Source organism: Pseudomonas sp. No.21, assembly GCF_054558415.1.
The window spans coordinates 492,438-518,076 of sequence record NZ_BAAJNO010000001.1; the positions used below are offsets into that span (position 1 = coordinate 492,438).

A 25,639-nucleotide genomic window follows, 5' to 3' on the forward strand; every position below is an offset into this window, starting at 1 on the left:
GGCGTTGCTTGGCGAATGAATGGGCTGTGTCTGCTCGAGCTGTTGTGGATTCAAAGCAAAGAGCTGTGCTTTCAGGGTCTTGCTGGGCGCCTGGTATATCCACAGCATGGGTTTCGCTTCGCTCTACGCCATCCTACGAAGCGCTCGGTGCTCCGCCCTAGGGTGGATGGCGCTCTTTCCATCCACCAGCGGAGCCGCCGGGCAGCACGAAAGGTGGACCGGTGAAGCCTGGTCCACCCTACGGGGCCTGTGCGCTAGCCCCAGTAGAACCCGGTGGTGTCCGGGAAGGCCGAGGTCAGGCCGGCACCGCCGGCGCCTTTCTTCTGCCCCTTGATACGTAGGCCGTTGGCGCGGCCTACCACGTAGTCGCCGTTCTCCACCGTCATGTCCGACAGCGGGCGCTTGAAGTCTGCCGGGGCGACCCAGTCCTTGCCGTTCGCCGCATTGACCTTGGCCGAGCCGTTATAGGTGTGCGCCGAGGTGCCGCTGGTGAGCGCACGTTCTATGGTCTTGATCAGCTCGTCCTTGGTGCCCGTGCCGGGGAACATCGACTTGCTGTTGTACGACTGGCCACTGAACTTGAAGGTGGCCACGTGGGGGTAAGGGCAGAGCAGGCGTTCCTCCAATTTCTTCTTCGCCCATTCCGTCAGGTCGGCCTTGTTCGCCTGGGGCACGGCGAGAATGGTGTACTCGGTGATCTTGCTCCTGATGTCCTGAACCGCATGACCGCCCGCGCCGTCGTTGGGCTCGATCACGTTGTTGGTGTGCTTGCCGGATTTGAAGATATGGCAGATCACGTCCTGGTCGAGGGTGTAGCGCTTTTTCATCGGCGTCCGGTTCCTTGCTGCGAGTGAGTGTGCGCAGCAAGGTTAGCAACGGATCGGTGATTGGAAAGGTGCCCGGATGAAAGGCCGACGTGTCTGGGGCGGGGTTCGCAGCGTGGGTCACTGCCCGGGGTTGGAGGCGCCCGGTGCACCGGATGAGCTGGCGGCCTGCGCCGTCGGGTAGATACGCACGCGATTGGCGCTGGCTCGTACGGTCCGGTGTTCGTGCAGGCTCTCCTTGTGGGCGTTCCCGTACACCGAGCTGAGCGCGCCGGTATAGCCGTAGACCTTGCATGCGGTGTAGCCGAGGTCGTAGAGCTCATCCGTCAGTGATTGGCTGAAGTTCTGCGCGCCCTCCGCGCTGTGGCAGTTGTAGCACTTGATGGTGCCGGCGAAACCCTTCGACAGGCCCATTTCCTGCAACCGCAGCGCCACCTCGTCGGCGTTGAGGATGAAGTACCTGGCGCGGCTGCCGGCGTAGTTCTCGTCCGTCACCTTGAGCAAGTGATTGGACTTGTCGAGGATCCGCTGCACGTTGAGCCGATTGCCTTTTTCATCGAGGGTGCAGTTGTCGAAGATGCCTCTCATGCCGGCCACCGAGTGGCCCCGGATGTAGATCTGGTCGTCCTCGCCGAGGCCCCTCAGCATCGGGCTGCCCATGGAGCCGGGGTAGTACCAGAGCTGGTAGATGTCGTGGCATTCGCCATCGAGCACGGAGGATCTCTTTCCCTGGTAGCTGTGGATCCAGCTGTTGTTCTTGCTGGTGTATGAAAGCCCCGGCCGGGTCCCGGGCTCGCCCCGGTTGTCCCGGAAGTTATTGGCGTCGGGCATGACGAAGGGCACGAAGAGTATGCGTTTGGCCATTGAAGCGATCCTCCTTCCTGGTGGACGGCAGACAACGGCCCGGGGGCGCTTGCCGGAATGGTCGGCGGACTGTGCCGCACGGGCGGGGCGGATCGCAAGAGGCGATGCAGGCTACCGGAAGAAAGGGCCAGCCGCGCAGGACTGGCCATGATCATCTAGACGCGAAAGCGAACGAAACATGGGCGGCACGCCAGGCCGCACCGTTGACTTCTGTTGAGCAAGCCCCGGGTCAGCGTCGAACTGTAGATCTCCATGGAGGGGGTCCCCGGGTTCCTGTCCCCCGTCTTCTCGATCAGGCCGTTGTTGATGAACGCCAATACTCGCGCCCCCGATCCAGACGTTGATGTCGGCGATGTCCCGGCTGATGAGTCGGCCGTTGTTGATGAAGTTCCCATCCACCCTCGAACCCGCTTCCAGGTACAGAGTGCCGTTGATGCCGAATACGCCGGCACCTTCGATCAGCATGTCGGCATTTTTGGTCTGGCTCCCGCTCACGCTGCCGACGAGGTCCACCAACACCTCATGGCTGGCGTTGACGGTCCCGGTCAATGTCAGGTCGGTGTAGCTGGATGAGAGCGAGGCTGCTGGTGTCCAGCGTGGTCGCCAGCGCGCTAGCGGGAAGGACGGCGAGCGTGATGGCTGTTGCCAGGTAATGACGTGCGAAAAGGGTCTGCATATTGCCTCCGTGCGTACAGGCAGGTTTGCCTGAGGGGGCGGCAGACCAGGGTGGCAAGCTGGGTGGACTGAAGAGGCCGCGGAGCATTGGCGTGCAAAGAAGGAGGATCGTGTCGAGCGCCTCTTCCTCGCCTGAAAGGCCGGGCCGAGGGCGCGTTAAATGGCCATTCAGGCCCTGAAGCGGCCCTCAATCCTCCGGCAGGTTGTTGAAGATCTTCTCCAGCGTGCCGTTGAGCTTGGTGATCTGCGCTTCGCTGAGGTCCTTGAAGCTGTTGGTGAAGATGTGCGCGGTGGTGACCTGGATCTGCTCGGCGGTGCGGCGGCCGGCTTCGGTGATGGACACCTGGGTGACGCGGCCGTCGTTGCTGCAGGGGTTGGTGTCCACCAGGCCGTCGGCCTTCATGCGGTAGACGATCTTGGTGACGGTGGAGAGCTTGGCGATGGCGTGTTCGGAGATTTCCGAGATGCTCGACTCGCCGTTCTCCTTGAGGATGAACAGGATGCGCCAGCGCGGGATGTCCATGTCGATCTTCTTCAGTGCCTTCTCCATGGCCATGGAGTAGCGGCCATGCACCCGTGCCAGCCAGTAGAAGGGGAAGTCCTCCTTGCGGAAGTTGTCGCTGGCGGGGTTGTAGCGGCTCTGGCGTTTTTTCGGGGTGGTCATGGTGACTGCGTGCTGCTGCGGGTGGGGTGGGGGTGATTTATAGGGGGTTGCACGCGGGCTGTCGACAGGCGCTCGCCATTGCCTTGATGCAGGTCAGGTTCGGCAGGGAGGCCGGGGGCGCTGGCGGTGGGCTCGCGGCGGGCTGCGCCGCCGCGAGGGAGGAGTGGGGCGTCAGGCGATCCCTTCGCGCGCGAGGCTGCGGCGGAAGTGCCCGCAGCCCTTGCCCAGCAGGGCCAGGGTCAGCACCACGGCAGCCAGGTTGAGCAGGGAGACCGAGTGGCCGACCAGCGCCGGCGACTGGAACAGGCGGTCGGTGAGCAGCGCCACCAGGGTGGTGCCCAGGCCCAGGCCGATGAGGTTGGAGATGAGCAGGAACAGCGCCGAGACCTGGGCGCGCATCTGGTTGGGCGGGAGGATCTGCATGGCCGCGGTGGAGGCGGGCATGGGGAAGGAGGCGAAGAACATCGCCGGCACCAGCAGCGCCAGGGACAGCCACAGCTCGCCCACCTGGGTGAACAGCACCGCCGGCACGGCCATGCCGATGGCGCCTATCACCCCGGCGCGCATCGGTGCGTCGCTGTAGCCGCGCTTGGCGAGCCAGTCGATCAGCCAGCCGCCGCAGAGCACGCCGCTGGTGTTGGCCAGCAGCACGATCAGGCCGAGGATGTAGCCGGCCTGGCTCGGCGCCAGGCCGAAGCTGCGCATGTAGAAGGCCGGGGTCCAGCTGAGCATGCAGAACAGCGTCATGGCGTAGAAGGAGAAGCCCAGGTAGTGGCAGGTGAAGGTCTGCCGGTGGCGGCCGAGGAAGGCGAAGGCCTGGCCCAGGCTGGGCTTGTGCACCTGGCCGTTGGCATCCAGCTTCAGGCCCTTGCGCGCCGGGTCGCGCACGGTGGCGGCGATCAGCAGGGCCACCAGCAGCCCCGGCAGGCCGACCAGGAAGAAGGTCACCTGCCAGGGGCGCATGCTGCCCAGCAGGGGCAGGGTGACGCTGTCGAGGTTCTTCAGCAGGTCGATCACGTAGCCGCCGATGAGGAAGGCCACGCCGCCGCCGATGAAGGAGCCGATGGAGTAGATGGCCACGGCGCGGCCGAGCTTCTCCCGGGGGAACATGTCGCTGAGCATCGAGTAGGTGGCGGGCGACAGCGCCGCCTCGCCGATGCCGACGCCGATGCGGGCGAGGAACATCTGGGTGAAGTTCTTGCTCAGCCCGCACACGGCGGTGGCCAGGCTCCAGAAGGCGACGCCGATGGCGATGATCCTGGGCCGCGAGAAACGGTCGGCGAGCAGCGCGATGGGCATGCCCATGAAGGCGTAGAACAGCGAGAAGGCCAGCCCATGGAGCAGGCTGAACTGAGTGTCGGAGAGCTGCAGGTCGTGTTTGATCGGCTCGATCATCAGCGCGAGGATCTGCCGGTCAACGAAGGAGAAGATGTAGGCCACCATGCAGATGGCGACCACGTACCACTCGTAGGCGTAGCGTTTGCGGGTGAGGTCGGTGGGTGTCTGGCTGGTCATTCGGTTCGGCCCCTCGAGGCGGTGGTGATGAGGTATGCGGCAGCGTGGGAGGGAGCGGGGTAGTTCGGTGACGGCTGCGTTACCGATGTGCCTCGCCCTGGTGCGCCCTTTGTTGTTTTCATGCATCGCCAACTGGCAGGACCCGCTGTCGGCGAGCCCCGCCCTGTCTTTTTATGCCCTTGGCCCCCGGGGCTCTATGCGCCAGGCGCAGCCGCTGTTCCGGCTGCGCAGATTTGCTTCGCGTGGCGTGGAAATTGCTTTTCTTTTCCACTAATTTTGCGGTGCATGCAGTGGGCGTGCCGCACTGATCACGGGGCCGCCACCATGCTCGACGATGCATCCCTCCTGCAGCGCCATCGCCTGCTGAACCCCGCCGCCGGTATCGGCGAGGTCCGCGACAAGGTCAGCCACTACCTGTGGCCGCACCGGATGAACCTGCCCCGTGCGGATGCCCTGCATTCGGCGCTCTATGGCGTGTTCTTCGGCAGTTCGGCGCTGTTCGACCTGCACTACGGCGCGGAGGTGGAGATCGATGCCGGCGATATCGCCAGCTACTACCTGATCCGCATCACCCTGCAGGGCACCGGCACCGTGACCCTGGGCGCGCAAAGCGCGGCCATGCGCCGGGGCAGCCTGACCATTTCCTCGCCCTCCGAGCGCAGCCTGATCCGCATCGGCAAGGAGTGCCGCAACCTGATCCTGCGGGTGGAGCGTGATGCCCTGGAGCGCCAGCTGCAGCGCCTGCTGGAGCGGCCGCTGAAGCAGCCGCTGCTGTTCGACATCCAGGTGGCGGCGGGGCACCCGGGCATGGCGGCGGTGCGCGAGACGCTGGAGTACATCTGCCGCCTGCACCAGGGGCCGATGGTCGAGGACCTGGCGCCGACCCTGGGCAGCGGGCTGTCGGACTACCTGCTTTCGGTGCTGCTCACCCAGCTGCCGCACAACTACTCCGAAGCGCTGCGCGAGGACCGCCGCCAGCCCATGCCCTTCCATGTGCGCAAGGCCCGCGACTACATCGAAAGCCACCTCGACGAGCCCATCGCGCTGGCCACCCTGGCCGAGCTTTCCGGGGTCTCCATCCGCACCCTGCAGAACGGCTTCGCCCACTTCCTCAGGCAGACCCCCACCGACTACATGCGCAGCCGCCGCCTGGCGCGGGTGCATGAGGCGTTGCAGCAGGCGCGAGCGCAGGACAGCGTCACCGACATCCTCCTGCGCCATGGCGTCAGCAGCTTCGGCCACTTCGCCACCCACTACCGTCGCCAGTACGGTTGCCTGCCGTCGGAGACCCTGCGCGGCGGCCGTTGAGCGGCGCTGCGCACCCTGCATCCGTGCCTTCCCCGTTCGAACCCTGCCGGTAGCCCGGGCTTCAGCCCGGGAACGCCTCCGCGCCAACTCCCGGGCTACGGTGCAGAGCTGGCCTCGTGCCGTAGGGTGTGCCGTGCGCACCGCCGCACTGTGCTTCTGGCGAGATCCAGGTGCGCGCAGCACACCCTACGGACGAAACACGGGATGCTGCACGGCGTTCGCTCCCTTGAGGGGGCAGAGGCCACTCAGCCGGTAGCCCGGGCTTCAGCCCGGGAACGCCTCCGCGCCAACTCCCGGGCTACGGTGCAGAGCTGGCCTCGTGCCGTAGGGTGTGCCGTGCGCACCGCCGCTCGGTGCTTCCGGTGAGGCCCAGGTGCGCGCAGCACACCCTACGGGCGAAACGCCGGATGGCTGCATGGCTTTCTCTCCCTTGAGAGGGCAGAAGCAACACGCACGACTCAGCCGTCGAGAAAGCGCTGCGCCAGGTCCAGTTGCGAATTGGCCAGCTGGTGCAGCTCCTGGCCGATCTGGCTGTTGCGCTGGGCCTGGCCGGCGCTGCATTCGGCCAGCTCGGCGATCTGCGCGATCTGCCGGTTGACCTCCTCGGCGACCTGCCCCTGTTGCTCGATGGCGGCGGCCATCTGCAGGCTCATGCCGCTGATCTGCCCGACTTCCCCGCAGATGCGTTGCAGCGCCTGGCGCACCTGCTCCACGTCCTGCCCGGATTGCTGCGCCGCCAGCTCGCCGCGCCGCGCGGTGGCCAGGGCCTCGGCGCTGCCGTCGCGCAGGCGCTGGATGGATTGCTGGATCTGCCCGGTGGAGTCGCGGGTGCGCGAGGCGAGGGTGCGCACTTCGTCGGCGACCACGGCGAAGCCGCGTCCGGATTCCCCGGCCCGCGCCGCCTCGATCGCCGCATTCAGCGCCAGCAGGTTGGTCTGCTCGGCGATGCTCTGGATCACCGTGGCGATGCCGCTGATGGATTCGATGGATTCCGCCAGCCGGCCCACGGCGAGGTCGATGTCCGCCACCGACTCGCGCATGCCCTGCATCGAGGCCTGGCTCTGCTCGGCCAGGCGCTCGCCGTCGTGGGCCAGCTGGTCGACCTGGGTGGTGGCCTGGGCGGCTTCCTGCAGGTTGCGCGACAGCGCCTGGATGGTCGCGCTCATCTCGTGGATGGCCGCTGCCGACTGCTCGGCCTCCTGCAGCTGGCGGTCGAGCTGCTCGGCGCCGCTGGCCACCAGTTGCGCGGACTCCTCGCTGCGGGCGCGGAGGATCTCGCCGTTGATGCTGATCCGCGCCATCACCGTGCGCATGCGCAGCTTCTGGCTGTTGAGCGCCATCTCGAACAGGCCGCTGCCGCCCGATGCACTGCGGTAGATCGGCGCCAGCAGCGTGTCGCTGTACACCTGGGCGTGGCCGCCGAGGGCGCGCTGCAGGTCGCGGCGCTGGGTCGCCCGCCGTTGCCAGGCGGCGCCGATCAGCAGCGCCAGGGCCAGGCCGCCCAGTGCCGGTGCGACATGCCCGCCGAGGGTGGCGCCCCCCAGGAGCAGGGCCAGTGCCAGGCCGAGGCCCTGGCCGGCCAGCCATTGGTGCACGCGGCCGGCCAGCGGCAGCGGGGCGCGGCCCTGGCGCAGGCGCGCGTACAGAGCCTCGGCGCGGCGGCTCTGGGCGGCGTCGATGGGGTGGTAGACGGTGCCCAGGGCCACCAGCTCGCCGCCATCGAACAGCGGCACCACGTAGAGTTGGCTCCAGAAGCTCGCACCGTCCCGGGTGCGGCCCATGAGCGGGCCGCTCCAGGGGGTGCCGGCGCGCAGCGTCCGCCACATGCGCTCGATCACCCGCGCCGGCATCTGCGGGTGGTTGATCAGTTCGAAGCCCTGGTTCAGCAGCTCGTCGCGGCGGTAGCCGCAAAGCGCCAGGTAGGCGTCGTTGCAGGCCAGCAGGCGGCCGTCGGGGGCGAGCCGCGAGATGGGCGGCTCGACGAAGGCGGGCAGGGTGGCGAGGGAGGCGCCCATGATCACCAGCCCGCGCCGCGTTCGGCCTGCATCTTGCGCACCATGGCGTCGAAGAACTTCACCGCGAAGCCGCTCTCGCGGATCAGCATGGCGGTGAGGTCGGCGCACTTCTGGCTGACGGCTTCCGGCAGCGGGTTGTCCTCGCCGCCGAGGGCGCCGGCGGCGCACTGGATCTCCGCCGCGCGCTGCACCGTCCAGAGCAGGAAGAAGGCCTTGGCGATGCTGCTTTCACCCACTGCGATGCCGTGGTTGCGCAGCACCAGGATGTGCTTGTCGCCGAGGCTCTCGATCATCCGAGCCTTCTCGTCATCGAACAGGGTGATGCCCTCGAAGGTGTGGTAGCCGATGCGCCCGTACAGCTGCGCGCCGTAGAAGTCGTGGTGGCCGAAGCCGGCCTTCTTCTGCACCACGGCGGAGATGGGTGTGGTGTGGGTGTGGATCAGGCAGTGGATGTCGTCGCGGGCCCCGTGCACGGCGCTGTGCAGGGCGAAGCCGGCGGGGTTGGCGTCGTAGGGCGAGTCCTCCAGCTTGTGGCCGTCGAGGTCGACCTTGAGCAGGTTGGCCGGGGTCACCTCGCGGTAGTTGAGGCCGAAGGGGTTGACCAGGTAGTGGTGCGCGGGCCCCGGCAGGCGCGCGGAGATGTGGTTGAAGATGGTCTCGCTCCAGCCGAAGAAATCCACCAGGTGGTAGCAGTGGGCGAGCTGCACGCGCAGGGCCCATTCCTCGTCGCTGCAATGCTGGGGCTGGGTGATGGCGATGGCGTTCATGGAAGGCTCCTTGTTCAGTGGCTGGCGCTGCGGAAGCGCGCCAGGGCGATGAGGTGGCGGGTGATGGGCATGGGCAGGTCGAGCAGCTCGGCCAGTTCCAGCACGGCGTCGCCGATGGCGGCCAGCTCCAGCGGCCGGCCCTTGTCGTGGTCCTGCAGCATCGAGGTGCGTACGGCGCCCATGCCGGCGCCGAGTTCGAGGAAGGTCTGCGGGTCGATGTCCACCCGCGCGCCATGGCCGGCGGCCACCAGCAGCGCCTCGTGCAGGGTGGCGCGGGCCAGCTCGCGCAGGCCGGGCTGGCCGTAGAGCTGCTCCAGGGTGGCGCCGCTGACCACCGACAGGGGGTTGGAGGTGAGGTTGGCGATGATCTTGGTCCACAGCGGGTCGCGGATGCGCTCGCTGGCGCGGGCCTCGATGCCGGCGTCGGCGATCACCGCGCGCAGGCGTTCCAGCCGGGGCGTCAGGCGGTTGTCCGGCTCGCCGACGATCATCAGGTGCGGGTTGCTCGACTCGGCCACGCCGGGCGCCGGGCACTGTGCGGTGATGAACACCACGCAGCCGATCAGCCGCGCCGGATCGAGGGCCGCCAGCAGTGCGCCGTCCGGGTCCACCGCCGCGACAGGGCGCCCGGCGAAGCGCCCGTCGAGCCCGTGGAAGTACCACCAGGGCACGCCGTTGACCACCGGCACCACGGTCGTCTCGTCATCCAGCAACGGCGCGATCCGTGGCAGCAGCGTGGCAAGGGCCGGGGCCTTGGTGCAGAGGAACACCAGGTCCTGGGGGCCCAGTTCGGCGGCATGGTCACTGGCCTCGACGCGCGCCTGATGCGTGCCGTCGAGGTCGTGCAGGCGGATGCCGTCGCGGCGGATGGCGTCCAGGGTCTCGCCTCGGGCGAGCACGCTGACCCGCTGGCCGCTGGCGGCGAAACGGGTGGCGAGGGTGCAGCCGATGGCACCGGCACCGGCGATGCAGATACGCAGGGGAGGTTGCTTCATGGGTTCGCTCCATCGAGTGGCCCGCCCGGGATCGCCGGGCGGGCACGGGTCAACCGGCAAGCATGTCCTGATGCTTGCTGGCGAGGCCGAGGTAGGCCTCGATCACGCGCGGGTCGTCGGCCAGCTGGGCGGCGGGGCCCTGCATGGCGATGCGCCCGGTTTCCAGTACGTAGGCATAGTCGGCCACGCGCAGTGCCGCACGCGCGTTCTGCTCCACCAGCAGGATCGAGACCCCCTGCTGGCGCAGCGCGGTGATGATGCGGAAGATCTCGCGGGTGATCAGCGGCGCCAGGCCCAGGCTGGGCTCGTCGAGCATCAGCAGCTTGGGCTTGGCCATCAGCGCGCGGCCCACGGCGAGCATCTGCCGCTCGCCGCCGGAGAGGGTGGCGGCCAGCTGGTCGCGACGCTCCCACAGCCGTGGGAACAGCTCGTAGACCTCGGCCAGGGTGGCGGCGTGGCTGCGATCGCCCCGGCGGTGACGCTGGAAGGCGCCCAGCAGCAGGTTGTCGGCCACGCTCATGCTGGTGAACAGCTCGCGCTTCTCCGGCACCAGGCCGAGGCCGCGGGAGACCAGCACTTCCACCTCCGGTACCGCTTCCAGGCTGCCGTCGAACTCGACCCGGCCACGGGAGCCGAGCACGCCCATGATGGCCGAGAGCAGGGTGGTCTTGCCGGCGCCGTTGGGGCCGATGACGGTGACGATCTGCCCCTGGCCGACCCGCAGGCTGGCGTTGGACAGGGCTTCCACCTTGCCGTAGGCGACGCACAGGTCGCTGACCTCCAGCACGGCGTCGGCCACCTGGTTTTCCAAGGGCTTGCGGGGTTCGATCTGCATGTTCATCACTCTGCGCCTCCGAGATAGGCTTCCAGCACGGCGGGGTTCTTCTGCACTTCGTCGGGGAGGCCCTGGGCGATGCGCTGGCCGAATTCCATCACCACCACGCGGTCCACCAGGCCCATGACGAAGTCCATGTCGTGCTCCACCAGGAGGATGGCCATGCCTTCGCTGCGCAGGCGGCTGAGGAGGATGCCGAGGGCCTCCTTCTCCTTGTGGCGCAGGCCGGCGGCGGGCTCGTCAAGCAGCAGCAGGCACGGATCGGCGCACAGGGCGCGGGCGATCTCGAGGATGCGCTGCTGGCCGAGGGCGAGGCTGCCGGCCTCCTCGTGCAGGTAGTCGCCCAGGCCGACGCGCTCCAGCTGGCGGCGCGCCTCGGCCAGCAGGTCGGCCTCCTCGGCACGGTCCAGGCGCAGGGCCGAGGCCAGCACGCCCTTTCCGCCGCGCAGGTGCGCGCCGATGGCGACGTTCTCCAGCACGCTCATGCCCGGCAGCAGCTTCACGTGCTGGAAGGTGCGGCTCATGCCCATGCCGGCCACGCGGCGCGAGGCCAGGCCATTGATGCGCCTGCCCATGAACAGCACGTCGCCGCTGCTGGGGGTGTCGACGCCGGAGAGCTGGTTGAACAGGGTGCTCTTGCCGGCGCCGTTGGGGCCGATCAGGGCGAGGATTTCCCCAGCGCGGACGTCCAGGCTCATGTCGTTGTTGGCCACCAGGCCGCCGAAGCGCCGGGTGACATGGCGCGCTTCGAGGATCACCTCGCCGTGGGCCGGGCGTTCCCGCTGCGGCAGCGCGCGAGCCGGGGCCTCGGCCGCCGGCAGGCGCTGGCGGGTGCGCAGGCGGTTCGGCACCAGGCGCACCAGCAGCGGCCACAGGCCACCCGGCGCGCGCTGCATCAGCAGCACGATGAGCAGGCCGAAGACGATGGTCTCGTAGTTGCCGGTGCTGCCCAGCAGGTGCGGCAGCAGGTCCTGCAGCCACTGCTTGAGCAGGGTGAGGATGCCGCTGCCGAGCAGCGCGCCCCAGACGCTGCCAACGCCGCCGATCAGCGCCATGAACAGGTAGTCGATGCCCATGTTGAGGCCGAAGGGCGTGGGGTTGACGAAGCGCTGGGTGTGCGCATAGAGCCAGCCGGACACCGCCGCGAACACCGCCGAGATGAGGAAGATCACCAGCTTGGAGCGGAAGGTGTCGACGCCCATGGATTCGGCCATCAGCTGGCCGCCCTTGAGCGCACGGATGGCGCGGCCCTCGCGGGAATCCAGGAGGTTCTGGGTGATCAGCATGGCCAGCAGGAGCACCACCCAGATCAGGTAGAAGACCTTCTCGCCCTTGTCGAGCAGCACGCCGAACAGCGAGATCGACGGCAACCCGCTGACGCCGGTGTGGCCGCCGAGCGATTCCACCGTGCCGAACAGGTAGTACAGCGACAGGCCCCAGGCGATGGTGCCCAGGGGCAGGTAGTGGCCCGAGAGCTTGAGCGTCAGCGCGCCCAGCAGCAGGGCCACCAGGGCGGTGATGGCCACGCCCACCAGCAGCGTCAGCCAGGGGGAGGCACTGGCCCAGGCGAGCCAGGCCGGCAGTTGCTCGGCGGTGGTCAGGTAGGCGGTGGTGTAGGCGCCGAGGCCGACGAAGGCCGCCTGGCCGAAGCTGGTCATGCCACCGACGCCGGTGAGCAGGACCAGGCCCAGCACCACCAGGGTGTGGAGGCCGATGTAGTTGAGCAGGGTGACGTAGAAGGGCGGCAGCACCAGCGGTGCGACACCGAGCACGGCGACCAGGAGCAGGATCAGGTGGCGCGGTTTCATTCCTCTTCCTCCACGTGACGGCGGGTGAACGAGCGCCAGAGCAGGAAGGGGATGATCAGGGTGAACACGATGATCTCCTTGTAGGTGCTGGCCCAGAACATCGAGAAGGCCTCTATCAGCCCCACCGAGAGCGCGCCCAGGGCGGCCACCGGGTAGCTCGCCAGGCCGCCGATGATGGCGCCGACGAAGCCCTTGAGGCTGATGATGAAGCCGGAGTCGAAGTACAGCGTGGTGATGGGCGCGATGAGGATGCCCGACAGTGCGCCGATGAAGGTGGCGAGGAGGAAGGTGGCCTTGCCCGCCAGGGTCGGCGAGATGCCCATCAGCCGCGCGCCCATGCGGTTCACCGCGGTGGCGCGCAGGGCCTTGCCGTAGAGGCTGCGTTCGAAGAACAGGAACAGGCCGATGATCAGCCCCAGGGACACGGCGATCACCCACAGCGTCTGGCTGTTGAAGGTCACCGGGCCCAGCTCCAGGCCGGCTTCGGAGAAGGGCGCGGTGCGCGCGCCCTCCGGGCCGAACAGCAGCAGGGCGATGCCGACCATGGCCACGTGCACGGCGATGGAGACGATCAGCAGCACCAGGGAACTGGCCGAGGCGATGGGCTGGAACACCAGGCGGTAGATTTGCGGGCCCAGGGGCACCACCAGGGCCAGGGTCAGCAGCGCCTGCACCGCCATGGGCAGCTCGGCCAGTGGCAGCAGGCGGATGGCCGCGACCATGGCCAGGGCGTAGGCGAGCTTGGCGAGGATGCGCTTGGGAAAGCGGAAGGCGTGGCTGGCGCGCGCGGCGTCGTACAGGTCCAGCGCGCAGTCGACCAGGGTCAGGCCCAGCAGCAGCCAGACCAGGGCGGTGGGATGGCCGGCCTGCAGGGTGGCCATGGTCAGCGCGCCATAGGTGACGAATTCGCCCTGGGGGATCAGCAGGATGCGCGTGACGGTGAAGACCAGCAGGATCGACAGGGCCAGCAGCGCGTAGATCGCGCCGTTGGTGATGCCGTCCTGGCCGAGCAGCATGGCAATCTGGAAATTCATGGTGGGAACTCTTTATCGCAATGGAAGAGGCTGTGGCTTCGGAGCCCAGTGCGGCCTCGCCTGGTGGACATGAAGAGCGATGTCCACCCTACGGGGTGTGTCCGCGAGGGTTTCGCTCGTTGGCGGGCGTAGGGTGGATGACGCTTTTTCCATCCACCTTTCGGCGTTGAGCCGGGCTCCGCCTGGTGGACGGAAAAGCGCTGTCCACCCTACGGGGAACCCGTGCCTGCGATCAGTTGGCGCGCAGCAGCGTCCAGTTGCCGTTCTTCACCTGGATCAGCTCGCGGCCGCGTTCGTCGAAGCCGCTGTGGTCCTCGGGCGTCATGTTGTAGACGCCCTGGGTGGCGGCCAGCTCGTGGCTCTGCTCCAGCGCGTCACGCAGCGCTGCGCGGAACTCCGGCGTGCCCGGCGCGGCCTTGGCGGCGGCAACGGGGATGGCGTTCTGCAGCAGCAGGCCGGCATCGAAGGTGTTGGCGCCGAAGGTGGCCGGCTTGCTGCCGTTGAGCTTCTCGTAGGCGGCGATGTAGTCGGCGGCGACCTGCTTCGAGGGGTGGCTGTCCGGCACCTCGTCGAGCACCAGCATCAGGCTGGCGGCGAGGATGGTGCCCTCGACCTTCTTGCCGCCGAGCTTGAGGAAGTCGGGCAGGGCGGCGCCGTGGGTCTGGTACATCTGCCCGCGGTAGCCCTGGTCGAACAGGGTGGTCTGCGGCATCACCGCGGAGCTGCCGGGCGCGGCGACCAGGACCGCGTCGGGGCGCGCGGCCAGCACCTTGAGGCTCTGCCCGGTGACCGAGGTGTCCTGGCGCTGGAAGCGCTCGTTGGCGACCACCTTGATGCCGTGCTCGGCGGCCATCGCGCCCATCACCTTGGACCAGTTCTCGCCGTAGGGGTCGGCGGTGCCGATGAAGCCGAGGGTCTTCACGCCCTTGGCGACCATGTTGTCCACCAGGGCCTTGGCGATCAGGTCGTCGTTCTGGGTGGTCTTGAACACCCATTTCTTCTGCTCGTTCATCGGCAGCACCACGGCGGCGGTGCCCACCGGGGCCAGCAGCGGCACGCCGGCCTCGGCGGCGAACTGGATCACGCCCATGGCGTTGGGCGAGCCGCTCGGGCCGATGATGGCGTCGACGTTCTCCTCGCTGATCAGCTTCTTCAGCGCCTTGACCGTGGCGGTGGGGTCGCTGCCGTCATCCAGGGCGATGTATTTCACCTGCTGGTCGCCCGCCTGGGTCGGCAGCAGCGGCACGCTGTTCTTCTGCGGCAGGCCCACCAGGGCGATGGGGCCGGTGGAGGAGGTGATGACGCCGACTTTGACGTCGGCCTGCGCAAGGGCGGCGCAGGCGGCACTCAGGAGCAACGTGGACACAGCTTTCTTGAAGAGCATGACTTTCTCCGAAGAGTTGCAAGGCGATACGGGGCGGTTGTCCGACGGGCGTCGTGTGGCGGGCCCGTGGTCCTTCTTGTTGTGGTGCCCGTGCGCTGCACGCTGCCGAGGGCAGGGCGGCGCCGTCGAGCCCGTGTCGGGCCGAGTGGCGTGTAGGGCGATAGCAGGTTGCATGCCAGGAAAAATCGTTACCCCGTTGCGGCGCCGTCGGACAGGGGGCGTTTCGGCACGTCGTCTGCGGGGGCTGGGCGAGGGGCTGGCGCCGGGGTTTCCGTGGCCACTCGCGCACCGCTGCCGATGCGCTCCGATCCCGCAGGCGACAAGGCGTTGATCTGGATCAATACGGCTTCTGGAAAGCCGATTTCCTGACCAAAAAATCTCTATTTTTCAGGCTAAAAAACACCTGTTTTTTGATGGCATTTTTAGCCTGTTTTCAGGGGCTGAAAATTCTTTTTCCAAGGGGTTCATGCAGGGCCTTCGGGCCAGGTGCGGAAACACTTAATTGAATGATTGTGTTTCTCATTGGATATATAAAGCATTGAAAATAAACGATAAAAATACGATTGATGGGTGAAATATCCATTTTCATGCCTGTTACCGAAATGCACGGAAAGGGTGCGAAACAGAGAAAAATGCACCGAATCTACACACGGATTTATTTGCCAAAATTCAATTGACAATTCACGTAAATATTCCGATTTTAGATTTAAGCGTTCATCTGCTCAGGCAGGCGAAAGGCTTCCCTGAAAGCGCACAGCGCGAACAAAACGAATGCAGGTGAAGGCATGGCGACAGTCGTCGAGAAACTGCAGCTGGGAGGGTCCGGAAGGACCGTGATGGTGAAGGACACCATCGACATCGCCGGCTACCCGACCCGCGCGTCCAGCCGTGCTTTGGAAGAGGCCCCCGACGCCACCCGCAATGCCGATGTGGTCCAGGCGCTGCTCGACGGCGGTTGCCGCATCATCGGCAAGACCAGCCTCCATGAGCTGGCCTTCGGCACCACCGGGATCAATGCCTGGACCGGCACGCCGGACAACCCGCTGTACCCCGGGCGCATCCCCGGCGGTTCCTCCAGCGGCTCCGCCACGGCAGTGGCCGGTGGGCTCTGCGACTTCTCCCTGGGCACCGACACCGGCGGCTCGGTGCGCATCCCCGCCGCCTGCTGCGGTGTGTTCGGCCTCAAGCCCACGTTCGGTCGCGTGAGCCGCCACGGGGTGATGCCGGCGCAGTCGTCGCTGGATTGCGTGGGCCCCTTCGCCCGTGACATGGACATGCTGATCGAGGCCATGGGCCTGATCGCCCCCGACTTCGGCCCGCTGCCCTCCATAGAGGGTGTGCGCATCGGCGTGGTGCCGGTGCAGGCGCTGGACGAGGTGCAGTTCGCCGTCGACGCGGCCCTGGCCGCCGCGGATTTCCCCTTGCAGGCGCTGCCCTTGCCGGGCATGCGCGCCGCCTATGACGCCGGCCTCACGGTGATCAACCGCGAGACCTGGATCGCCTGCCGGCACCTGCTGGCCAGCGGCAAGGTCGGCGCCGATATCGCCGGCCGCCTGGAAGCCGCCGGCGCCACCACCGACGAGGCGCTGGCCGCAGCCGAAGCCTGCCGCGCGGCCTTCACCGCCGAGGTGGACGCGGCGCTCGCGCAGTGCCCGATTCTCGCCATGCCGACCATGCCCGACTACCCGCTGCTGACGGCGGATGCCGCCGACACCCGCGCGGTGATCGGCATGACCGCCTTCGTGCGCCCCTTCAACCTCACCGGCCACCCCGCGCTGAGCATCCCCCTGGTGGGCGCCTCGCAACTGCCGGTGGGCCTGCAACTGATCGCCGCCAAGGGCGCGGACGAACTGCTTTGCGCAGTCGCCCGCGAACTGGTGCGGCGCCTGGAGCCTTAACCCCATGCCAACCCTGGAGCACACCATGTCTGCGCTAAGCGAGCTGGACTACCAGCGCCCCGTGTCGATCACCGCCAACGACGCGTTCCAGGCGCTGCTCGCCGAGATCCGCGAGCGTGCCCGGAGCGAGGAATTCGACCGGCAGAAATACATCTCCCAGGACATCATCGAGCGCTTCAAGGCGTTGGGCGTTTACCGCGCCCTGGTGCCCAGGCGCTTCGGTGGCGATGAGCGTTCGCCCATCGAGTTCTGCCAGATGATCGAGGACATCTCCATCGCCGACGGCTCCGCCGGCTGGGTGGCGAGCTTCGGCATGAACCCCGTGTACCTGGCCTCGCTGCCCCTGGCGACCCTGGAACAGGTCTACGCCAACGGCCCGGACGTGGTCTTCGCCGGCGGCATCTTCCCGCCGCAACCGGCCACCTTCGTCGAGGGCGGGCTGGAGGTGAACGGCCGCTGGAAGTTCTCCAGCGGCTGCATGGGCGCCTCGCTGATCGGCGTCGGCATCGCCCCGAAGAACGGCGAGATGCTCGGCCTGCCGCGCCTGGCGGTGATGCCGCGAGAAAAAGTGAAGATCGAGGAAACCTGGGACGTGGTGGGGCTGATCGGCACCGGCAGCCACGACGTGGTGATCGACGGCGTGGTGGTGCCCGAGGACTGGACCTTCGTCCGCGGCGGCCCGGCCAACCTCGATGAGCCGATGTTCCGCTACCCGTCGCTGTCCTTCGCCACCCAGGTGCTGTCCGTGGTCGGCCTGGGCGTCGCCCGCGCCGCGCTGGACTACCTCAGCGGCATGGCCAGCGGCCGCTTCTCGGTGACCGGCGCCCCGGCGCTGTCCGACCGCCCCCTGGCGCAGATGCAGGTGGCCAAGGCCGAAGCCGAACTGCGCGCCGCCCGCGCCTGGTTCTACGAGGCGATGGAAAGCGCCTGGGCCAGCATCCTCGCCGGCGAGGCGGTGTCGGTGGAACAGACCAACCTGCTGCGCCTGTCCTCGACCCACGCGACCCGTGTTTCCGCCGAGGTGGCGCGCAGTGCGCAGATGCTCTCCGGCATGAGCGGCGTGTACCGCGACAACCCGCTGTCGCGCTTCGTCAACGACACCCTGGTGATCACCCAGCACGCCTTCATGGGTGACATGACCTACCAGAACGCCGGCGCGATCTTCTTCGGCAACAAGCCGCTGCCCGGCTACCTGTGAATTCCAACTGACTGATCGGTGATTGTGATGAGCGAGAAAAAAGCCCTGCGCGTGTTGTTCTGCATGGGAATCAACCAGAACTTCTTCGACGCCCCGCGCGAGGAGCAGCTGGAAGTCTGGGCCGCGTTCAGTGCCATGTGGAACGGCATCCACGACCTGCCCGGCGTGACCGTGTTCGGCAACATGGACGACGACCAGAGCATGGTCGGCCCGTCCACCGGCTACCCCTGGACCACCTACCTGCTGGCCGACGTGCCGGACATCGAGACCGTGCACGCCGCCTGCAACCTGTTCCGCACCACCGCTGTGGGCACCGGCCCCTACAAGCTGTGGCGCTACTGCAAGGTCGAGGCCCGCACCGGCCGCGAACTGATCATCCAGCGCGCGTGACCGCCATGTCGACCGAAGCCCTGGAGGCGCGCCTGCGCCAGCTGGAAAGCGAGAACGCCATACGCGCCTGCATGAATCGCTACATGGTGCTGTGCGACGCGCTGGACGCCAGCACCCCGCTCGACGAGCTGGCCGGGCTGTTCACCACGGATGCGGTCTGGGAAGGCAAGGGCGCGAAATACGCCAGGAGCTTCGGCGGCTACCGGGGCCGCGAGGCCATCGCCGGGATGTTCGCCACCTACATGGTCGAGCCTGCGCACTTCGCCCTGAACGTGCATTTCCTCTGTTCGGAACTGATCCGTGTGGAGGGCGGCGTTGCGACCGGCAGCTGGGTGATGTTGCAGACCTCGACCTTCGCCAGCGGCGCCTCGCACCTCAATGCGGCGCGCCTGACGGTGGAGTTCCGCGAGGAGGAGGGCACCTGGCGCATGGCGCACTTCCAGACCGAGAACCTGTTCAGCCGCCCGGTGGATACCTGGAACAGCGCCGCGCACCTGCCGGTGCCGGGCAAGAACCAACAAACGTAGGGTGGGCTTCAGCCCGCCACAGAAAGGCCAGACGTGGGCTGAAGCCCACCCTACAAAGATCGCGCCGACCGGAAGCTCCGACTTACGGGTACGGCGAGAAAAATCAAGTCGGCACCCAGCGCCGACGAGGAGTGATCGTGACCAACCTGATCGAAACCGTGAACCTGGCCGCCACCCCGGCCGACCTGGTGCTGCATGACCGCGTGCACACCTCGCTCTACACCGACGGGCGCATCTTTGACGAGGAGCTGGAGAAGGTGTTCTACAGCACCTGGATCTGGGTCGCCCACGCCAGCGAGATCCCCGATAACGGCAGCTACAAGAGCACCTACATCGGCAAGCAGCCGGTGATCGTGGTGCGTGATCGCAAGAAGGACGTGCACGTGCTGCTCAACCGTTGCCGCCACCGTGGCGCCACCGTCTGCGAGCACAAGAAGGGCAAGGCCAACAGCTTCGTCTGCCCCTACCACGGCTGGAGCTACGGCCTGGACGGCAGCCTGCGCGGCGTGCCGCACCCGGAGAGCTACGCCGACTGCCTGGACAAGGGCGAGCTGCCCCTGGTGAGCCTGCGCGTCGAGCAGTACAACGGCATGATCTTCGCCACCTTCAAGGACGACATCGAGCCGCTGGTGGACTTCCTCGGCCCGGCGAAGAAATGGATCGACCTGTTCATGAAGCAGGGCGCCGGCTACGGCGTGAAGGTCTCCGGCGAGCACCGCTTCCGCTTCCCCGGCAACTGGAAGATCCAGCTGGAGAACACCACCGACGCCTACCACTTCCCGCTGGTGCACAAGTCGTTCCTGTCCTCGGTGGACGAGCAGACCCTGGAACTCTTCGACTTCGTGAAGGGCCCGGGCTACGTCGAGGACCTGGGCAACGGCCACAGCGTGATGGTGATGATCCCGGACCTGGTCGACCTCGAGGCCGACCTCGACAAACCCATCCCCGAGCGCTTCGAGGCCCTGGCCGAGGAGCTGCGCGGCGAAGGCATCGACGAGCAGCAGGTGCGCCGCATCGTCCGCGCCGTCGGCGGCTCCGGCTTCAACCTCAACCTGTTCCCCAACGTCGCCTGCTCCATGGCCTTCTTCCGCGTGCTGCAGCCGATCTCGGTGAACGAGACCGAGATCCACCACGCGGTGATCACCATGGACGGCGGCCCGGCCGTGGCCAACCGCTACCGCCTGCGCCTGCACGAGCACTTCCAGGGCCCCATGGGCTTCGGCACCCCGGACGACTCCGAGGCCTGGGAGCGCGTGCAGAAGGGCGCCCAGGCCGGCACCGACCTGTGGATCATGCTCAACCGCGGCCTGCCGGGCGAGAAGCCCAGCGAGGACGGGCGGGTCAGCGACGTGAGCGCCGAGACCGGCATGCGCGCGGCCTACCAGCAGTGGAAAAAGATGATGTCGGCCTAGGGCGGATCGATATCCAACCCGGATGGCACATGCCTGTATGAGCTCAGCACTTCCGCGAGCGAAAGACGAGACGGCACCGCTGCTCGACGCACTACTTGAGAGACCGATCATGAACCTTGAATTGCTCAACCACGTCAGCGCCTTCATCTGGCAGGAAGCGGACATGCTCGACCACGGCGAGTTCGACGCCTGGCTGGACCTCTGGGCCGACAAGGGGACCTACATCATCCCCATCGACCCCAACGAGACCGACTTCGAGAACACCCTCAACTACGCCTACGACGACCATCACATGCGCAAGCTGCGCGTGCAGCGCCTGATCGGCGGCGAGTCCATCTCCACCAGCCCGCGCGCTCGCACCGTGCGCGCCCTGTCGCGCTTCCGCGTGCTGGGCGAGGAGGGCGGCGTGGTCACCGTGCGCTGCGCGCAGAACCTGCGGGAATTCCGCAAGGACGTGCTCAAGCACTACACCGCCGACATCACCTTCGAGCTCCAGCGCGAAGGCGAGGGCTTCCGCATCCAGCGCAAGCTGATCCAGCTCATCAACTCCACCGATACCCTCGCCGGTATCGGCTACATCCTGTGAGGGTCTGCCCATGAGCTGCTGCGCGTCGGCGATACGGCGTCATCAATGGCTTCGAGATGCTCATTTACAGCACGTAAATTCCGCTCTCTCAGCCATTGCTTCCTTGTCTTGCTCTAGCTCGCGAGCTCATGAACAGACCCTGGGGAGCCGGTCATGAGCCAGATCGCACTCGTCACCGGCGCCGCCCAGGGCCTGGGCTTCGCCATCGCCGGCCGGCTGTTCGCCGCCGGCCATTCGGTGGTGATCACCGACCTGTCGCTGGAGCGTGCCCAGGCCGCCGCCGACCGCCTCGACCCCAGCGGTGCGCGCAGCCTGGCACTGAAACTGGACGTGGCCAGCAAGGCCGACTTCGAGGCGGCCCTGGCGGCGACCCTGGAGCGCTTCGGTGCGCTGCATGCGGTGGTCAACAACGCCGCCATGACCCTGACCACGCCTGTGATGCAGATCAGCCCCGAGGAGTTCGACCGGGTGCTGAGCCTCAACACCCGCAGCGTGTTCGTCGGTTGCCAGGTGTTCGGCACGCACATGGCGGCGGCCGGCTACGGGCGCATCGTCAACCTGGCGTCCCTGGCCGGGCAGAACGGCGGCACCGCCACCGGCGCGCATTACGCGGCCTCCAAGGGTGCCATCGTCACCCTGACCAAGGTCTTCGCCAAGGAGCTGGCCGCCAGCGGCGTCACCGTCAACGCCATTGCCCCGGGGCCCATCGAGTCCCCGGCGGTGCGTGCGGCGGTCCCGCCGGAGCGCATGGACGGGCTGCTGGCCAATATCCCGGTCAGGCGCCTGGGCGATGCGGATTTCATCGGCGACCTGATCGTGCAGCTGGCGCGGCCGGAAGCCTACTTCACCACCGGCGCCACCTGGGATGTGAACGGCGGCCTGTACATGCGCTGAGCGACACCGAACAACGATGCGACGGCCGCCGAACGGCCGCCTTCTTTCCATGACGTGCAATGCGGGTGAACCCGAGATGACAGAACAACTCCTCAAGGTCGTGGTGCACAAGCGCCAGTTGCAGGGCGACGGCGTCGTCGTCCTCGACCTGCTTCCCGTCGGCGGCACGACGCTTCCTGCCTTCGAAGCCGGGGCCCACGTGGACATCCACGTCGCCCCCGGCCTGGTGCGCCAGTATTCGCTGTGCAGTGATCCGGCCGACTCCAGCCTCTACCGCCTCGGCGTGCTCAAGGACCCGGCCTCCCGCGGGGGCTCCCTGGGCGTGCACGACAGCCTGCTGGAAGGGACCGAGGTGCAGATCAGCGCCCCGCGCAACCTGTTCCCCCTGGCCACCGATGCGAAGCGTTCGATCCTCATCGGCGGCGGCATCGGCATCACCCCGATGATCGCCATGGCCCATGCGCTGCAGGCGGCCGGCAGCGAGTTCGAGCTGCACTACTGCGGCCGTTCGCGCGGCCGCACCGCCTTCCTCGACGAGCTGGCCGCCGCGCCCTTCGCCGGGCGCGTCGCCACCCACTTCGACGACGAGCCGGCCCAGAAGCTCGACCTGCCGCGCGTGCTGGGCACGTCCCAGGCCGATGTGCACGTCTACGTCTGCGGCCCGGCCGGGTTCATGGACTGGGTGATCGGCGCGGCGCGCGAGGCGGGCTACGCCGAGGCCAACATCCACCGCGAGTACTTCCAGGTCGAGGTCGACGCCAGTGGCGAAGGCTTCGAAGTGGTCGCTGCGCGCAGCGGCAAGACGGTGCAGGTGGCCGAGGGCCAGAGCATCCTCGAAGCGCTGGCGACCGTCGGCATCAAGGTGGAGATCTCCTGCGAGCAGGGCGTCTGCGGCACCTGCCTGTGCGATGTGCTGGAGGGCGAGCCGGACCACCGCGACGTCTACCTGACCGACGAGGAGAAGGCCGCCAACGACCAGATCCTGGTCTGCTGCTCGCGCGCCAGGACCCCGAAGCTGGTCCTGGACATCTGAATACCGGAGGGTAGAACCATGGTCGACACCACGGGATTTCGTAATGCGATGGCGCTGCTGGGCGGCGCCGTTTCGGTCATCACCACCAATGGCGCCGCCGGGCGCTTCGGCTTCACCGCCTCGGCGGTGTGCAGCGTCACCGACCAGCCGCCGACGCTGCTGGTGTGCATGAACCGCTCCTCGTTCTCCAACGTGCACTTCAAGAGCAATGGCGTGCTCAGCGTCAATGTGCTGAGCGCCGAGCTGAAGGACATCTCGGCGGTATTCGCCAACCGCGAACTGGATTCCGAACAGCGTTTCGCCGCCGCCAGCTGGAGCACCCTGGAAAGCGGCGCCCCGTTGTTGGACGGCGCGCTGGTGAGCTTCGACTGCCGCATCGCCCAGGCCCATGAAGTGGGCTCGCACACCATCTTCTATTGCGAGGTGCTGGGCATCCGCCACGGCGACAACCGGGAGGGGCTGGTGTACTTCGACCGCGCCTACCACCGCCTCGGCGATGCCTCCAAGGCAGCCTGCTGATAACGCTTCAAGGCCGGGGAAGAGCAACGTCCCGGTGTAGAAAGTTTCGGTGCTCATCGCCGGAAACTTTGCGAGTGATTCCCGCGCAAAGTCTGCTGTATGAAACACATAACAATAAAGGAGGGTGCCCGTTACTGATGTTCGGGTAATGGGTCTGTTTCGCCTTTTTGCAGTAAGTGGTCATAAAAACAACACTGCGGATTAACTGCCTGCGTTTGCTGATTTGCCAATTAATCTGCTCCCACTCTAGTGCCTTGCACATGTATTAAAGGAACATCCCATGTTTCAGAAAAGCTGGCTGGCCCGCGGCGTTGCTGCCGCGAGCCTGATGGGTGCGCTCGCGCCGATTACCGCCCAGGCGGACTTTCTCGATGATCGGCAAGTGAGCCTCGGCTTGCGCAACTTCTATATCGACCGTGATTACAAACAGAGCGATGCACCGAAGTCGCGTATCGGCAGTTGGACCCAGGGTTTCGACTTCCGCGCCATCTCCGGTTACACCGAAGGCCCGATCCAGTTCGGCCTCGACCTGTCCGCGCAATATGCCTATCGCCTGGATGGCGGTGGTGGCCGTGGCCCGGACAGCATCATTCCCTACGACGACAGCAAGGGCGAGCAGGTGCGTGACTACGGCCGCGCCGCGCTGACCGCCAAGGTCAGGTACTCCAAGACCGAGCTGAAGATCGGCGAGCACCGGCCGATGCTGCCGGTGGCCTTCATGGACGACTCGCGGCAGCTGGTCACCACCTACCACGGCTTCCTGGTCGAATCCCGCGAGATCGACAAGCTCACGCTCACCGGCGGGCGCTTCACCGAGATCAGCGGGCGCGAGTCCTCCGACCGGGAGAAGATGTACCTGTTCAACGGCCCGGACATCAAACGCCGCAGCGACGGCCTCAACTTCGGCGGCGCCACCTACGCCTTCAGCCCGGCGCTCTCGGCCACCTACTTCTACGGCCAGCTGGAGGACATCTACGAGCAGCACTACGGCGGCCTGACCTACAACGCCGACCTGGGCGACGGCTTCGGCCTGAAGACCGACCTGCGCTACTTCGACAACAAGGAGGACGGCAAGGCGCTCTACGGCGAGATCGACAACCGCTCCTACGGCGCCATGACCACCCTGCGCAAGGGCGCCCACGCCATCGGCGTCGGCTACCAGCGCATGCTCGGCGACAGCACCTTCCCCACGCTCAACGGCTACGCCCCGCAGCCGTACCTGGTGAACTGGTCCACCGTGGCCTTCGTCAAGCCCAACGAGAGCTCCTGGCAGCTGCGCTACGACCTGGACTTCGCCGGCTACGGCGTGCCCGGGCTCAAGCTGATGACCCGCTACCTGCGCGGCACCGGCATCGATCGCGGCAACAACGCGCTGGACGAGAACGTCGAGAGCGAACGCAACATCTTCCTCAGCTACGTGGTGCAGAGCGGCCCGCTCAAGGGCGTCGGCTTCGAGTGGCGCAACATCGACGTCAAGACCCGCTACGGCAACGGCGCGGCCTCGGGGGCGGACTACAAGGAGAACCGCCTGATCACCACCTACACCTTCAAGTTCTGAGCAGCAGGGCATGAAGGGCCGGCCCGGCGTTGTCGCTTCCTGCAAAGGCTGGAAGCGCACTGCCGGGCCGGATCACGTCACCTGTAGGGGCGAATTCATTCGCCCGGGGTCGCGTAGCGGCCCCGGAGCAGCACGGGTTTCGCTCCGTTCGCGGAACGTCGCCCGACCCATCCTGCAAAGTCGATGCAACACCTGGCCTGTGTACCAACCCCTTTGTTTTCACCTCGGCCCGGCCACTCCTTTGCGGGCCTTTTTTTATTTCGCTTCAACCTTCCAGCAGATGCATGCCGGCAGTCCTGGCTGCCTTTGCATCGAAGGTCATCACCTTCTCGCAGCCCGCCGAGTCGGCGCTACGTTCGATCAGGCAATCGGCGAAGTCGGCATTGGCGACGCTGAAACGATGCAGGGCCTTCCAGGCAAGGTCGGCCCGCTCGATCACCAGCTCCTGGCTGCGCAGAAGCGTTTCCAGCAGCGCTACCAGTTCCGCCTTGGGCAGCCGGTAGCAGGAGGTGAGGACCCAGACCAGCTCCACGAGCGAGACCTGGGATACATAACCCGGCGCGCTGACACTGAGCCCTTCCATCAGTCGAGTCGCCAGGGCGCTCTGCCGAGGATCGTCCTGGGCCAGATAACGGACCAGCACGTTGGTATCGAGCCCGATCATCGCGCGGATGAGCCACCTCGCTCGATGGCTTCGTTCATGTCCTCGATGCTGACCGGGGTGGTCGGCATGGGCACCGCGCCCTTGAGGCTGCGTATGGACGTGCCGGCGGCCATTACGGCGAACTTGCCGGCTTCGATCTCGATGAATTCGACGCGGTCCCCCTCCGTCAGTCCCAGGGATTCGCGAACCTGCAAGGGGAGAGTGATCCGGCCCTTTGCGCTGAGTGTGGCGGTCGGCATGTCATGGGCTCCTGCGGCAAACGATGCTCCGTA

At 66.9% G+C, this 25,639-nt stretch carries 25 protein-coding genes; 11 read left to right on the forward strand and 14 right to left on the reverse strand.

The features are described from left to right. Nucleotides 1-254 precede the first annotated feature (254 nt). The 5 genes from ACYJSS_RS02050 to ACYJSS_RS02070 form a co-directional block, all read right to left on the reverse strand. Complete coding sequence (locus ACYJSS_RS02050) at nt 255-827, reverse strand: hypothetical protein (RefSeq protein ID WP_236206076.1); 573 nt, start codon at nt 825-827, stop codon at nt 255-257. A 117-nt stretch (nt 828-944) separates the two neighbouring features. Then, entirely contained in the window at nt 945-1,688 is a 744-nt protein-coding gene (locus ACYJSS_RS02055; protein WP_236206075.1) for a hypothetical protein, read from the reverse strand. 111 nt (nt 1,689-1,799) lie between these two features. Next, nucleotides 1,800-2,237 carry a hypothetical protein gene (locus ACYJSS_RS02060; protein WP_236206074.1) on the reverse strand — a complete coding sequence of 146 codons (438 nt, stop codon included), beginning with the start codon at nt 2,235-2,237 and terminating at the stop codon, nt 1,800-1,802. Nucleotides 2,238-2,550: 313 nt separating this feature from the next. Next, nucleotides 2,551-3,027, reverse strand: coding sequence for a MarR family winged helix-turn-helix transcriptional regulator (locus ACYJSS_RS02065; RefSeq protein WP_021217341.1), 477 nt, complete (start codon nt 3,025-3,027; stop codon nt 2,551-2,553). Nucleotides 3,028-3,198: 171 nt separating this feature from the next. Continuing rightward, the gene (locus tag ACYJSS_RS02070; protein WP_236206073.1) at nt 3,199-4,542 is read right to left on the reverse strand and encodes a spinster family MFS transporter; all 1,344 of its coding nucleotides are present in this window, start codon (nt 4,540-4,542) and stop codon (nt 3,199-3,201) included. Nucleotides 4,543-4,866: 324 nt separating this feature from the next. On the opposite strand from ACYJSS_RS02070, the gene ACYJSS_RS02075 reads away from it, so the two are divergent. Then, nucleotides 4,867-5,850: an AraC-like ligand-binding domain-containing protein gene (locus ACYJSS_RS02075; protein ID WP_236206072.1), complete on the forward strand. Its 984-nt coding sequence runs from the start codon at nt 4,867-4,869 to the stop codon at nt 5,848-5,850. A gap of 458 nt (nt 5,851-6,308) precedes the next feature. Here the strand turns inward: ACYJSS_RS02075 and ACYJSS_RS02080 are convergent, their stop codons facing one another. From ACYJSS_RS02080 to ACYJSS_RS02110, 7 genes are all read right to left on the reverse strand, one after another. After that, on the reverse strand, nt 6,309-7,865 hold the full coding sequence (locus tag ACYJSS_RS02080; protein ID WP_459479190.1) for a methyl-accepting chemotaxis protein: 1,557 nt from the start codon (nt 7,863-7,865) through the stop codon (nt 6,309-6,311). Nucleotides 7,866-7,867: 2 nt separating this feature from the next. Then, a complete protein-coding gene (locus ACYJSS_RS02085) occupies nt 7,868-8,632 on the reverse strand; it encodes a class II aldolase/adducin family protein (RefSeq protein ID WP_236206070.1) in 765 nt (254 codons plus the stop codon). Between the two features lie 14 nt (nt 8,633-8,646). After that, a complete protein-coding gene (locus ACYJSS_RS02090; RefSeq protein WP_236206069.1) occupies nt 8,647-9,627 on the reverse strand; it encodes a ketopantoate reductase family protein in 981 nt (326 codons plus the stop codon). 49 nt (nt 9,628-9,676) lie between these two features. Continuing rightward, nucleotides 9,677-10,462, reverse strand: a complete 786-nt coding sequence (locus tag ACYJSS_RS02095) for an ABC transporter ATP-binding protein (protein ID WP_373875144.1) — start codon at nt 10,460-10,462, stop codon at nt 9,677-9,679. Between the two features lie 5 nt (nt 10,463-10,467). Further along, entirely contained in the window at nt 10,468-12,270 is a 1,803-nt protein-coding gene (locus ACYJSS_RS02100; protein ID WP_236206067.1) for a branched-chain amino acid ABC transporter ATP-binding protein/permease, read from the reverse strand. Beyond that, nucleotides 12,267-13,304: a branched-chain amino acid ABC transporter permease gene (locus ACYJSS_RS02105; protein WP_236206066.1), complete on the reverse strand. Its 1,038-nt coding sequence runs from the start codon at nt 13,302-13,304 to the stop codon at nt 12,267-12,269. The genes ACYJSS_RS02100 and ACYJSS_RS02105 overlap by 4 nt, the downstream gene beginning before the upstream one ends. Nucleotides 13,305-13,536: 232 nt before the next feature. After that, nucleotides 13,537-14,688, reverse strand: coding sequence for an ABC transporter substrate-binding protein (locus tag ACYJSS_RS02110; RefSeq protein ID WP_236206065.1), 1,152 nt, complete (start codon nt 14,686-14,688; stop codon nt 13,537-13,539). A gap of 785 nt (nt 14,689-15,473) precedes the next feature. Between ACYJSS_RS02110 and ACYJSS_RS02115 the strand changes: the two genes are divergently transcribed. The 10 genes from ACYJSS_RS02115 (at nt 15,474) to ACYJSS_RS02160 (ending at nt 24,703) form a co-directional block, all read left to right on the forward strand. After that, the gene (locus tag ACYJSS_RS02115) at nt 15,474-16,586 is read left to right on the forward strand and encodes an amidase (protein ID WP_236206064.1); all 1,113 of its coding nucleotides are present in this window, start codon (nt 15,474-15,476) and stop codon (nt 16,584-16,586) included. 25 nt (nt 16,587-16,611) lie between these two features. Next, a complete protein-coding gene (locus ACYJSS_RS02120; RefSeq protein WP_236206063.1) occupies nt 16,612-17,784 on the forward strand; it encodes an acyl-CoA dehydrogenase family protein in 1,173 nt (390 codons plus the stop codon). Nucleotides 17,785-17,811: 27 nt separating this feature from the next. After that, the gene (locus ACYJSS_RS02125) at nt 17,812-18,174 is read left to right on the forward strand and encodes a hypothetical protein (RefSeq protein ID WP_021217328.1); all 363 of its coding nucleotides are present in this window, start codon (nt 17,812-17,814) and stop codon (nt 18,172-18,174) included. A 5-nt stretch (nt 18,175-18,179) separates the two neighbouring features. Continuing rightward, nucleotides 18,180-18,701: a nuclear transport factor 2 family protein gene (locus ACYJSS_RS02130; protein ID WP_236206062.1), complete on the forward strand. Its 522-nt coding sequence runs from the start codon at nt 18,180-18,182 to the stop codon at nt 18,699-18,701. A gap of 137 nt (nt 18,702-18,838) precedes the next feature. Then, nucleotides 18,839-20,113, forward strand: coding sequence for an aromatic ring-hydroxylating oxygenase subunit alpha (locus ACYJSS_RS02135; RefSeq protein ID WP_236206061.1), 1,275 nt, complete (start codon nt 18,839-18,841; stop codon nt 20,111-20,113). A gap of 109 nt (nt 20,114-20,222) precedes the next feature. Then, the gene (locus tag ACYJSS_RS02140) at nt 20,223-20,699 is read left to right on the forward strand and encodes an aromatic-ring-hydroxylating dioxygenase subunit beta (RefSeq protein WP_111262709.1); all 477 of its coding nucleotides are present in this window, start codon (nt 20,223-20,225) and stop codon (nt 20,697-20,699) included. 153 nt (nt 20,700-20,852) lie between these two features. Next, entirely contained in the window at nt 20,853-21,593 is a 741-nt protein-coding gene (locus ACYJSS_RS02145; RefSeq protein ID WP_236206060.1) for an SDR family NAD(P)-dependent oxidoreductase, read from the forward strand. A gap of 76 nt (nt 21,594-21,669) precedes the next feature. Further along, nucleotides 21,670-22,626, forward strand: coding sequence for a PDR/VanB family oxidoreductase (locus ACYJSS_RS02150; protein WP_236206059.1), 957 nt, complete (start codon nt 21,670-21,672; stop codon nt 22,624-22,626). 18 nt (nt 22,627-22,644) lie between these two features. Next, entirely contained in the window at nt 22,645-23,145 is a 501-nt protein-coding gene (locus tag ACYJSS_RS02155) for a flavin reductase (RefSeq protein WP_111262706.1), read from the forward strand. Between the two features lie 280 nt (nt 23,146-23,425). Beyond that, complete coding sequence (locus tag ACYJSS_RS02160; protein WP_236206058.1) at nt 23,426-24,703, forward strand: OprD family porin; 1,278 nt, start codon at nt 23,426-23,428, stop codon at nt 24,701-24,703. Nucleotides 24,704-24,968: 265 nt separating this feature from the next. On the opposite strand, the gene ACYJSS_RS02165 is transcribed toward ACYJSS_RS02160, so the two are convergent. Further along, nucleotides 24,969-25,367, reverse strand: a complete 399-nt coding sequence (locus ACYJSS_RS02165; protein ID WP_111262704.1) for a PIN domain-containing protein — start codon at nt 25,365-25,367, stop codon at nt 24,969-24,971. Next, on the reverse strand, nt 25,364-25,606 hold the full coding sequence (locus ACYJSS_RS02170) for an AbrB/MazE/SpoVT family DNA-binding domain-containing protein (RefSeq protein ID WP_236206057.1): 243 nt from the start codon (nt 25,604-25,606) through the stop codon (nt 25,364-25,366). The genes ACYJSS_RS02165 and ACYJSS_RS02170 overlap by 4 nt, the downstream gene beginning before the upstream one ends. Nucleotides 25,607-25,639: the final 33 nt, after the last annotated feature.